Source organism: Protofrankia sp. CiP1_Cm_nod4 (assembly GCF_982290645.1).
Genome location: NZ_CEVIVC010000026.1, coordinates 1 through 11,155, shown reverse-complemented (window position 1 = coordinate 11,155; position 11,155 = coordinate 1). Strand labels below are relative to the sequence as shown.

The window sequence follows — 11,155 nt, the reverse complement described above, 5'->3', positions numbered from 1 at the left end:
CGCGCCGCTCAGGCAGCCATACACATCTCCGCGAACGGCGGCGCGTGTCGATGAATGCTGGTCGCCGGCCGCTGGACGCAGAACGCAGAACGCAGAAGAAGATCGGCGCGAGTTCGCCGCTGCGCATACTGACGCGGCCAAAAAGCGTACACGGCAGCAGACTCGCGCCGATCATGGCCGGTGTCTCCCATGGCGCGTCGGAGCGGGCCCGGCCGGATCCCCGGCGGCGAGCTACGGCCGGTCGGTGGAACCAGCGGTCGGTGCGGCTACGAACGGTCGATGAACAGTGCGTTCACGGGACAGTTGTACACGCCCTGATCGGCGTTGTCCTCTAATCCCTCGGGCACTGGTCTGTCCTTGCCGATGTTGCTGTAGCCCTGGTCGTCGAGAGTGAATATCTGTTCGTCGATCATGTTGCACTGGCCATGTGCCTCACATTTGCTGTTGTCGACGCTGACCTTCACGGTCGTCACCATCCATCGTTCACTCGTTCAGCGGTCTCGTGGTGTTCGTGCCGCCACCGTCAGCGGTCCCCGCGGCCGAGGAGGGCAGGCCACGCCCTGGACGGCCGTCGCCCCCGGACGTCGTGACCCGCGCGGGCACGGGAGCGGCACGGGAGCGGGCACGGTGACGAAACAACGTTGGCCCGCGCCCGCCGCCCGGTGGCACCGTGGGCTCCCGGTTATGCGCCGCGCCGTGTCGGGAACTCCAGGTGGAGCTTCTTCATGCTGCGGAGAATCCCGGTCTCGTACTCGGGCCGGGTGCCGGGCTTCAGGCTGAACTCGGGAATACGGCGGAGGAACTCCTCGAGGGCGACCTTGATCTCCAGGCGTGCCAGGTGGGCACCGATGCAGCGGTGGACACCGACGCCGAAGGCCGAGTGGGGGATGCGCTCCCGGAAGATGTTGCACTCCCTGGGGCTGTCCAGGGCCTTCGGGTCCCGTGACGCCGACGCGTAGTTCAGGAGGATGAAGTCGCCTTCCTTGAAGTGGTGCCCGCCTATCTCGACATCCGTGGTCACGGACCGGCCGAGCGCGACCACCGGTGGGAAGTACCGGACGAACTCCTCGGCCGCCTGGGGGATCAGGCTCGGGTCGTTCGCCAGCGCCTTGCGGTCCTCGGGGTGGGTGGCGAGGTGGGACATCGCACCCGACATGACGAACGTCGCGGTCACGATGCCGCCGAGCGCGAGGTCGGTGATGATGGAGACCCGGTCCTGCCAGGGGGACGGCTCGCCGTTCTCGTATTCGACACCCGCCGCGATCACGTCCACCACGTCGCCGCGCGGCGGCTCCTTGGCCCGGCGGCCCAGGTACTCGCCGAGGTGGACGAATGCCCTGGTCAGGTTCTCGGTGCGTTCCTCCTTGGGCCCGTAGAAGCCCGCGTCCATGTGCTTGATGAGCATGGGGACGTCGTCGGTGGGCAGGCCCAGCAGGTTCTTGAACATCGCCGAGCCGGGCAGCACCGACGAGAACTCCTTGATGTACTCGCATTCACCCCTGTCGATGAAAGCGTCGATGAGGGTGACGGCCTCCGTCCGGATGGAGTCCTCGAAGGCGCTGATCGCGTCCGGGGAGAAGTAGGGGTTCAGCGCGTTCCGCCAGAGGTTGTGCCGGGGCGGATCCGACTCCTCCGGCATCAGGTAGGGGCGTTCCGGGTCACGGTTGGGCTCGAAGCCCTTGGCGCTGCTGAAGGTCCGCCAGTCCTGGCCGGCGCGCTTGACATCCTGGTAGCGGTTGATCAGCCAGTACCCGTTCCCGACATTGCTGCGGGTGACCGGGCACCTGTCCACGAACTCGTCGAGGACCTCGTAGAAGCGGTCGTTGAACTCCGGGTCCTCGATGTCGAAGTCGGAGAAGATGTCCCTCCGGAACCCTTCGCTCGTGGTCACAAGAGCACCTCCATTAAACGTATGGCTCGGGTCGCGTGGGTAAGGGGCGGGTTTCCCGTGGCCGGGGAACGGCATGCTGGCGGGTGCCGGTCGGCGCCAACCGCGGCCGATATGCGCTCGTGGGCCAGGACGCTGACGGCCTGAATGCGCCGCTTCACTGTCACGGTGGCGGCGGGGAATCGAGCCGGATGCCTCACGGCCCGACCTGTTGCGGGTGGCTGCGCCGCCCGGGCACCGGTGTTCGACATCAGGATTTCTGTGGGCGCACCATCCTGCGCCCGTACAGGCTGACGTACCGTCCGGGTACCTCCCGTCTTTTTGCTGTCTTTTGGTGCGGTCGCCTTTCGATGCGATACAAACATACGTTTGTTTTTATGAACATAACAGGCGCTACTTGACCTGTCAAGTAGGTCACAGTCAAGCGTAATCGAGATGTTGCTATGAGATATAATCACAGGTAGAAGGCTGGTAGCGGATCGCGCTCCAGGCTTTGGCCGCCGCTGTCAAGGGCGCGGGAAAGCCGGTGGCCGGGCGTGCGCGGGTGTGCTGGCGCAATGCCCGGTGGCCCGGTTGTCCGGTAGGCCGCCGTGACCGCCCGGCTCGACGCGTGTCGCTGTCGTGGCGGGTGCTGATCCGTGTTCCTCGGGCAGGGGAAAGGAGCGGAACAAACCATTGTTTTTTGTTCTGGTCGGGCCTAGGATCGGGATGAATGATCGTCCGATAGCATGGATCTTGGAAAGGGGAGAGACGTGGCTGGGCGGCTCGAAGGGAAGGTTGCTGTCGTCACCGGGGCGGGCTCGGGAATCGGCACCGGTATTGCCGAGGAGTTCGTGAAGGAAGGGGCCAGGGTCGTCGCCGTCGATATCTCGGGCCAGCAGGAGGAGGTCGCCAAGCGGCTCGGGAGCGACTGCTACGCGGTGCACGCCGACGTGTCGAGGGGGCAGGACGTCCGGAACATGCTGGATGCGGCCGTCTCCCACTTCGGCAAGCTCGACGTCCTCTGTAACAACGCGGGTATCGACGGGGCGGTGGCCCACACCGGTGACTATCCGGAGGAGGAGTTCGACCGCGTCTTCGGTGTGAACGGGCGAGGGGTGTTCCTCGGTATGCGCTACGCCATCCCCAAGTTACTTGAGAACGGTGGGGGAGTGATCGTGAACACGGCGTCGATGGCCGCGATGGTCGCTTTCCCGGGAATGCCCGCGTACTGCGCGGCAAAGGGTGCCGTGGCCATGCTGACGAAGACCGCGGCGGCGGAGTACGCAAGCCGGAACATCCGCGTCAACGCGATCTGCCCCGGGCCGATCCGGACGCAGATCACCGACAGCCTCCCGCCGGAGCTCATCGAGGGCGTGGTCAGGGCGACGCCGCTGGGGCGATACGGGACCCCCACCGAGGTGGGCCGGCTGGCCGTCTTCCTGGCGAGTGACGAGTCGTCGTTCATCACCGGTGACATGATCCTGATCGACGGTGGTTACACCACTCTCTGACCGGTTCTCCGATCGGTTCTGGTCACCGCGTCGGGGCGTCACGTCGATACGTCCGCCGGACATATCCGCCGGGCACACCGCCGGCCCCCGGCGCCACCCGGACCGGGTATGGTCCAGTGGCGCCGGGGGCCGGTCCCTATGACCGGTCGGCCACGGGATCCCCTGAGCCGAGGTAGCTGTTGACGAGCGCGTCGTGGTCCAGCGTGTCCGGCGTCCCGTCGAACACCACTTTTCCGCGCCGCAGCACGACGACGGCGTCGGCGAACTCGACCGCGCGTTCCACGTACTGCTCGACGATGACCAGCGACACCCCGCTCGCGGCCAGCTGTCGCAGCGACACGAAGATCTCGTCGATGATCCTCGGTGCCAGGCCCATGGAGACCTCGTCCACCAGGATGACCTGTGGATCCGACAGGTAGGCCCGGCACAGCGCGAGCATCTGCTGCTGCCCGCCGGAGAGCGTGCCGGCGGTGTCGTCGAGCCGCTGCCGCAGTGCCGGGAAAGCCTCCAGCGCCCGGTCGGGCCTGGTTTCCGGAAGCCACGGTGGCCGCTGGAGGCGAAGGTTCTGCCGCACGGACAACGACCGGAAGATTCCCCGCCCCTCGGGGATGAGGCACAGGCCGGCGCGGGTGCGCGCATACGGCGGAGTGCCCGAATGGTCGACGCCGCCGATCGATACGCGGCCGTGCTGGAGCCTGTTCAGACCCGCCGCGGTGCGCAGCAGCGTTGTCTTTCCCGCGCCGTTGGCACCGAGCAGGGCGACCACCCCGCCTGCCGGTACGTCGAGGTCGACCACGCGTAACACCGTCGACCGGCCGTAACCCGACTGCACCGCCCGCAGCGAGAGGGCATACGGCTTCGTGTCGCCCGCGGTGGTGGCACTGTTCGTCCGTGTTGTCATGACACCACTTCCCTCACGGGCTGCCGTGCGACGGTCTCGACGGCGTCGCCCCCGAGATAGGCGGCCCGCACGAGCGGGGACGCCATCACCTCGTCGGGCGTCCCGTCGAAGACGGGTCTACCGAAGTCCAGGACGTGGATGTGGTCGCATATCTCGTTGACGAGCGCCATGTCGTGCTCCACGAGCAGGATGCCGATTCCCCGGTCCCGCACGACGCGCTGGAGGGTCTCGCCGAACCGGCTGGTTTCCGCCCGGTCGAGGCCGGACGACGGTTCGTCGAGCAGGAGGACGCGGAACGGCCCGGCCAGGCCGCGGGCCAGCTCGACCCGCCGGCGCAGCCCCGTCGACAGGGCCCCGGCGAGCGATTCCGCGACATCCTCCAGCTCGCAGAGCCGGATGGCCTCCTCGGCGCGCTGCCTGACGAGGTTTCGTTGCCTGCCCGAGCTCAGGAAGTGGCTGAGCGGGCTGGCCCCGGCGAAGCCGCCCTCCGCTCCCAGCGCGACGTTCTCCCGCACGGTCATCGAGTCGAACAGCTCCATCTGCTGGAACGTGCGGCCGATGCCGAGCCGGGCCCGAACGGCCTGGCCCCGCCGGGAGATGTCGTGGCCGCCGAAGGAGATCTTTCCGTTCGTCGGTCGGAGCACTCCCGAGCAGGCGTTCAGGGTCGTGGTCTTGCCGGCCCCGTTCGGGCCGATCAGACCGGTGATCTGTCCGGTCCGGGCTTCGAGGGAGACGCCGTCCACGGCCACCAGGCCGCCGAAGCGCACCCCGAGCCCGCGTACCGCGAGCGTGCCGGCGGCGGCCCTGGGGCGCGTGCTGGCGGCGGCAGCGGCGCTGGCACCGGAGCCGCCGCGGGCGCCGTTCACGCGCGGCCCGCGGGTGAACGGCCGGCGGCGGCCGAGCTGTCCGGCGGTGCGCTGGACCACCGCGGGGACGCAGCGCAGCGACGGCGGCGTGACCGCGAGCAGGAGCGCCGCCGCGCCGAAGACGAGCTGGAGGCAGGTGGCGATGTTGTCGCCGCTCACGTACGACGGAACCAGGGTGAGGCCCGCGGCGGCCAGCAGCGCGTACCAGGGCTCACCGCCCGGGCTGATGACGATCAGGGCGAAATAGACCAGCGACGTCAACGGCTGGTAGGAGTCGGCTGTCACCGTGCTGACCGCGCCGCCGGCAAGCGCACCCGACGCCGCGGCGAGAAAAGCCGAGATGCAGAAGACCAGGACGCGAGTGACGTTGGTCGACGTGCCACTGGCGGCAAGGCCCGTCGGGCTGTCGGCCAGCGCCCGCAGCAGCCTGCCGAGCCGGCTGCGTACCAGCAGCACGATGATGGCCGTGACCACGACGGTGAATGCCAGCACCAGATAGTAGTAGCCACGGTCGCTTTCGAGGTCGAGCCAGCCCAGCTGGGGCCGCGGCTCGGTCAGCCCGGCACCTATGCCGCCGAACATGTAGCTCTGTGTGTAGAACATGTAGGCGAGGAGAATGCCGAATCCCAGGGTCGCCAGGGCGAGGTACAGCCCGGAGAGCCTGATCGCCGGAATCGCGAGAACGGCGCCGATCGGCACCGCGACGAGAGCGGACAGCAGCAGCGCGGCGAACCACGGCAGCCCGTGGCCGACCGTCAGACGGGAGAAGGCGGCCGCGCCGATCGCGGTGAAACCCACGTGGCAGAGCGACACCTGCCCCGAGCTGCGTACCAGCAGGCCCAGGGAGAGAAAGAGAATCGTCGAGGTCAGGAACAGGGTCCAGTCGGTCAGGTGGAGCCCGGCGAATCCGGGGACGGTCAGGAGGAGGACCAGGACGGCTGCCGCGCCCGCCAGCTGGAACGGGAGCGGGAAACGCCACTGTGCCACGGACCGCGGCAGCGCCGCCGCCCGCTCCCCGAGCCGGCCGCGAGGGGAGACCAGCAGGACGGCGAACAGGACGAGGAAGGGCAACGCGGTCGGTATTCCCGCCAGCAGGCCCGTGGTGAAGTACTTCGAGCAGAGGGCGCCGCCCACACCGATGAGCAGGCCGCCGAGATAGGTGGCGGGCAGGTTCGAGAACCTGCCGATGGCGGCCGCGCCGAAAGCCTGGACCACCAGCAGCGTCAGTGTCACCCCGTCAAGGGTGACGAGCGGTGCCAGCAGCACACCTGACAGCGCGGCGAACGAGACGCCGATGACCCACGCGAGCCGCCGGACCCGTACAGGGCTGGTGCCGGCGCAGTCGAGCAGGTCGATGTCGTCGACGACGGCCTGCATCGCAAGGCCCCGCCGGGTGTGCCGGAAGACGAGGAAAAGTGCGAGCGTCGCCGCCGCGCCGATGACCCAGATGATGATTTTGTCCTGGGTGATGCTCGTGTTCGCCACACGGAGGACATGAGTTCCCAGGAACGGCGGCACCTTGCGGGTCTCCGTCGCGCCGTAGACGAGTGATATCACCGCCTGTACGACAAGCAGAATACCGACCGTGCCGGCGACCCGTACCGGCAGGGAACGGTCACTGATCATTCGGCCGACCAGCTCGAAAGCGAGCCCGAGTACCGGGCCGGCGACGAGAACGCAGATCGACGCGGCCAGCGGCCACGGCAGATGGTGCTGGACGTGCAGGGTGTAGAAAAGAAAGGCCGCGATGGTGGCGAGCGCGCCGTGCGCGAAGTTGAACAGCCGCGACGTCTTGTAGGTCAGCACGAGGCCCAGCCCGGCGATCCCGTAGACGGAGCCCGTTGTCAGCCCGGCGACCAGGAACGGAAGTAAGGTCGTCACTCTGGATCTCCCAAACGATCGGCATACCGGGCTGGGACGGCACCGAGAGGCCGTCCCAGCCCGAGGACTGGTCAGCCGAGGGTCGCGACCACGGGATCAACGACGGACGCGGGAGCGCACTGCGTCGCCAGGCCGTTCGGCCCGACGAACGCGCCGTCCTCGATGCCCATCGTGAACCAGCACTTGATGGAGGTCGGCTTTCCCGCCACGAAGTTCAACGGGACCGTGAGGCCACCGAGCGTCTCGTCCCGGAGGCTGTAGAGGCCTTTCTTCACCGCGGTGGCCGTGAGCTCCCCGGCGGGCGCGGCCCTGACCGCGGCCTCGAAGAGCTTTCCGCTGGCCCAGACATCGGCCGACTGCTCGGACAGCACCGCCTCGATGCCCGGCGCGTACTGCTGGATGGCGTCGTGGAATTCCCGGGTCGCCGGTATGGACCTGTCGTAGAAGGGTGCGACATATCCGACGGCCCGCATTCCGTTGAGCGACGGCTCCTTCAGCCAGCTGGTCGTGACGGTGCCGTCCTGGGCGACCTCCGGGACGTTGATGCCCTGGTCCGCGCAGGCCCGGTGCACGCGGACGACGGTGTCGGACGGCGCCAGCACGCTCACGGACTGGACGCCCGCCTCCTTCAGGCCCTGGCACTGCGAGGTGTAGTCGGGCGCCGAGGCCGCCACCTTCGCGTTGTAGGGAATACTGAGGCCGAGCGCCTTGGCCAGCGTCGTGTACAGCGGCACCGCGCTGGCGCACTGCGGCGCCTCCGCGCAGTAGAGCAGGCCCATCTTCGGGCCTTTCGCTTTCGCTATCTGCAGCACCCCGTACAGTCCCGCGATGACGGACGGCCCGACCGGGAAGAAGGACGGGTTCGTCACGAAGGGCAGGTCCAGGGAGGTGCCGCCGATGACGGGCACGTCCGTGCCGCTGATGTAGGACGCCCAGTTCACGTCCGAGTTCGAGTGGTTTCCTATGACCGCGACGACGTGTTCCTGCTCGACGAGTTTCTTGACCTGGGAGAGCGCGGTCGTCGCGTTCCCCCCGTCATCCATGACAACCAGTCTGACGCGGCGCCCGTTGATCCCGCCGTGGGCGTTCACCCATGATGCCCAGGCTTTTGCCATGTCCTGTGCCTGCGCCTGGGAGGACGCGGTGGGGCCGCTGTACGTCCCGATGTTGCCCACGACGATTTCGGGCGTTCCCGAACCGTTCGCCGTGTTGCCGCCGCCGTCCGACGAACAGGAGACGAGGCCCGTCACCGCGGCGATCACCGCGGCTGTGGCGACGATTCCTCGCCGCCGTACGAGGGGCCGGGGATGCGGCCGCCCGGACAGCGGCCAGCGGCGCCGGTGCTGGCGCGGGTGCTGGCCGGTGCATAAAGCCGGTGTGCTTTCCGCCGCTGGTTCACCGGACCGGATACGGTTGAGCCACTCACCGACCGAGCGTCTCCTTCTCTGCTGTTCCGGGCGCGGGGGTGTGTTCTTGGCGGGTTTCGTACGCGCCTGGCTTCCGCGCCTTCTCGGCGACGGTTCGTAGTCGTCGGTCATCTGGCGTCCTCCGTTGCGTTGGCATATTGCGTGATCGGATGATTTTCGCGGGCCGGCCGCTCCGCGGTGTTGTTCCGCGGTTTTGGGCCGGTGTTCCGCGGTCGGGCGGGAGCGGCCCGGGCCGGAGTCGCCCACGCTGGCCCGGGCCGCTCCCGCCCGACCGGTGGCTGCGCCCGCCGTGCCCACCGTGTCGGACACGCCCGCCGTGCCCGCCGTGCCCGCCGCGTCCGGCTGGTCGGGCCGCCGGGTGGGATGCCGTTTCGCGCGCGTCGGGCCGGGGCGCGGGGCAGGCGGGGCAGTTTGTCGGCATCACTGGCGGAAGCGGCCGACGGCCAGGGTCAGGGCCAGGGTGCTGACAGATTTCTGGAGATGCGCACCGTTGTGTTCATGGTGGCCTCTGTCGCTCTCTGGAAGACGCTGATCCCGTAGGGTCAGGAGGCTGGGAGCCGGAGGGGTCTTCCGTTCTCGGCGTTCGGGTCGCGGTGTACTCGCGGGGGGATGGGGCGGAGGGTGATGTAGGTTACAAACAACTGTTCGTTCGGACACCGTAGAGGACCTCGGATGACAGGTCAATGCGGAATTTTCACGCCGACGCCCTGCCCGGCCCACCAGTCGACGCCGTAATCCGCCACTGGCGGACCGTGATGTCCTTGTGGGCGGAGGGCCGGGATCAGAGCCGGGACCGGATCCGGCCTGTCCGGGCGTCGCGGCCTGCCGAGAGGGGCCGACCCGCGCCGCAGCGGCGGTCACCCAGGCCCCGCGCGCCGGTGGCCGGTGGTTCGACGCCTTATCCGGTTGCTCGTGCGTGACCCGGCCGCTCGTGCGCGCCTGCCCGCGGCATCCCCAGGCCGACGATGGCGGTGAAGTCGCCTCGGGCGCTCGTGCGGGCCTGTCCGTGACGAGGCCGGGCGGGCGGTCACGGGGTGCCGGCCGAATTCCGCTCGCCGGCCGAATCCGGCGATGGCGGTGATCTGGGTGTCACGCAACGGCGCCGGTCTGGGTACGGTATTCACATGGTCGGTTGGGGGAGTCCGTCGACGGACGTGGTCTTATCCGGCGACTTCCGTTACGTGCACGGCCCGGCGCTGGAACGTGACATTCGCGGACGGCTCGGGCACGGCCGGCTGGCGGACACCCTGCGCGCCCGGATCGACCGTTCGGAAGGCGGCGCCTTTCTCATCGCGGGCTTCCGCGGCGCCGGCAAGACCACGCTGGTCCGCTCGACGTTGCGATGGTTGTCCCAGTACAGCGGCAATCGCCGCTACCTGCCCGTCTTCCTCAACGTGGCCCGGCCGGTCACCAGCAACGAGTTCCTGTTCGCGGTGACCCGGCGGGTGGTGGAAACCCTCGACGACACCGGCGTGCTCGCCGAGCTCGAGGAGGACATCCGCAACTCGATCCTGCTCGCGTACGCCCGCACGTCGATGTCGCTGACCTCCCGCTCGGAGGAGGGCCACGAGCTCAACCGCACGTTCGGCGCGAACGGCCAGCTGCCGTTTGCGGGACTCGCCCCCAAACTCGAACGCGGGACGAAGACCACCCGGTCGCTGGCGACCGAGGCGTCCTTTCTCACCTACGCGGACGGGGACGTCGAGCACGATTTTCTGCGGATCGTCGAAATGCTCGGCCGGTCGAGAAGCCACGGCCGTGGCCGCGGGTTCCGCCGGCGCCGGCCGGCCGCGCCCGTCCATCTCGTGGTGGTGATCGACGAGCTCGACAAGCTGACGAGCAGCCCGCGTGGAATGGAGAGCTTCGACGAGATCCTCACCGTCTTCAAGAACGTGCTGACGGCGTCCGCGGCACACTTCATCTTCGTGGCGGGCGTCGACGTGCTGGACCGTGCGGTCACCGACAGCGATTTCGGTATCGGGATCTTCGAGAGTGTCTTCTCCTGGCGGGCCTACGTGCCGTGCGTGTGGGACAGCGGCACCAGCCTGCTCCGCGAGGTGTGCGGACAGGGCCCCAACAACGCCGAGTCCGTGGAACGGGTGGCGAACTACCTGGACTACAAGGGGCGTGGCGTGCCGCGCCGGCTCGTCCAGGAGCTCAACGACCTCATCGTCTGGGAGACGTTCCAGCGGACGAGCGTCCCGGTCATCCGGATGTCCCCCGAGGACGTCGAACGCATCGGTCTCTACGCGGATCTCTCCGATGTCCTGAACGGGCTGCTCGGCCGTTCCGGCGAGGAGGGACGCAGCCTGGAGGAGGACAGGTTCCGGCTGGGCGCCCACTACGTGACCGACTGGGTGCTGCGCAGTGAGGGCGGTGTGTTCACCGCCACCGACGTCGTCTCCGGCGAGCGGGGGCTCTCGCCGCTGCTGTCCCTGTCGGAACGGCGGGTGGACCTGGTTCTGCGCCATCTCGCCGCCAACGGCGTGATCGAGGACCAGCGGCCTGGCGGGAGCGGTGAGAGCACCTTTGTCGGTGGTGTCGCCCAGGCCCGGATGGCGACCTACCGGCTCAGCCGGCGGATGCGGGGACGGGTGCTGCGGGTTGCCCGGGCGAACGAACGGGAGAGCATCGACCTGCTCGGCGGTGTGCTCACGAACGACAGCCCGTTCCCGGGCGCCGCCCCCTCGCCCCCGGGC

General features: G+C 68.6%; 7 protein-coding genes. 2 read left to right on the top strand and 5 right to left on the bottom strand.

The annotated features are described in order from the left end of the window. Positions 1 to 266: 266 nt before the first annotated feature. Both AC5LSR_RS07585 and AC5LSR_RS07580 read right to left on the bottom strand, forming a co-directional pair. Entirely contained in the window at positions 267 to 476 is a 210-nt protein-coding gene (locus AC5LSR_RS07585) for a ferredoxin (RefSeq protein ID WP_250281718.1), read from the bottom strand. A gap of 206 nt (positions 477 to 682) precedes the next feature. Then, positions 683 to 1,891, bottom strand: a complete 1,209-nt coding sequence (locus tag AC5LSR_RS07580) for a cytochrome P450 (protein ID WP_250281717.1) — start codon at positions 1,889 to 1,891, stop codon at positions 683 to 685. Positions 1,892 to 2,640: 749 nt separating this feature from the next. Between AC5LSR_RS07580 and AC5LSR_RS07575 the strand changes: the two genes are divergently transcribed. Next, the gene (locus AC5LSR_RS07575; RefSeq protein WP_250281715.1) at positions 2,641 to 3,381 is read left to right on the top strand and encodes an SDR family NAD(P)-dependent oxidoreductase; all 741 of its coding nucleotides are present in this window, start codon (positions 2,641 to 2,643) and stop codon (positions 3,379 to 3,381) included. A gap of 136 nt (positions 3,382 to 3,517) precedes the next feature. On the opposite strand, the gene AC5LSR_RS07570 is transcribed toward AC5LSR_RS07575, so the two are convergent. From AC5LSR_RS07570 to AC5LSR_RS07560, 3 genes are all read right to left on the bottom strand, one after another. Beyond that, entirely contained in the window at positions 3,518 to 4,282 is a 765-nt protein-coding gene (locus AC5LSR_RS07570; protein WP_250281712.1) for an ABC transporter ATP-binding protein, read from the bottom strand. Next, on the bottom strand, positions 4,279 to 7,029 hold the full coding sequence (locus tag AC5LSR_RS07565) for an ABC transporter permease subunit (protein WP_493468293.1): 2,751 nt from the start codon (positions 7,027 to 7,029) through the stop codon (positions 4,279 to 4,281). Before AC5LSR_RS07565 ends, AC5LSR_RS07570 begins: the two co-directional genes overlap by 4 nt. Before the next feature lie 71 nt (positions 7,030 to 7,100). After that, on the bottom strand, positions 7,101 to 8,567 hold the full coding sequence (locus AC5LSR_RS07560) for an ABC transporter substrate-binding protein (RefSeq protein WP_250290899.1): 1,467 nt from the start codon (positions 8,565 to 8,567) through the stop codon (positions 7,101 to 7,103). 1,013 nt (positions 8,568 to 9,580) lie between these two features. Here AC5LSR_RS07560 and AC5LSR_RS07555 point away from each other — a divergent pair. Beyond that, positions 9,581 to 11,155 (top strand): hypothetical protein (locus AC5LSR_RS07555; protein ID WP_493468292.1); only part of this gene is annotated, 1,575 nt, incomplete at its 3' end.

What these genes read in the sequence shown, in the direction of transcription:
- AC5LSR_RS07560 (WP_250290899.1), bottom strand. Translation starts at nt 8,567, where the DNA reads ATGACCGACGACTACGAACCGTCGCCGAGAAGGCGCGGAAGCCAGGCG.
- AC5LSR_RS07570 (WP_250281712.1), bottom strand. Translation starts at nt 4,282, where the DNA reads ATGACAACACGGACGAACAGTGCCACCACCGCGGGCGACACGAAGCCG.
- AC5LSR_RS07585 (WP_250281718.1), bottom strand. Translation starts at nt 476, where the DNA reads ATGGTGACGACCGTGAAGGTCAGCGTCGACAACAGCAAATGTGAGGCA.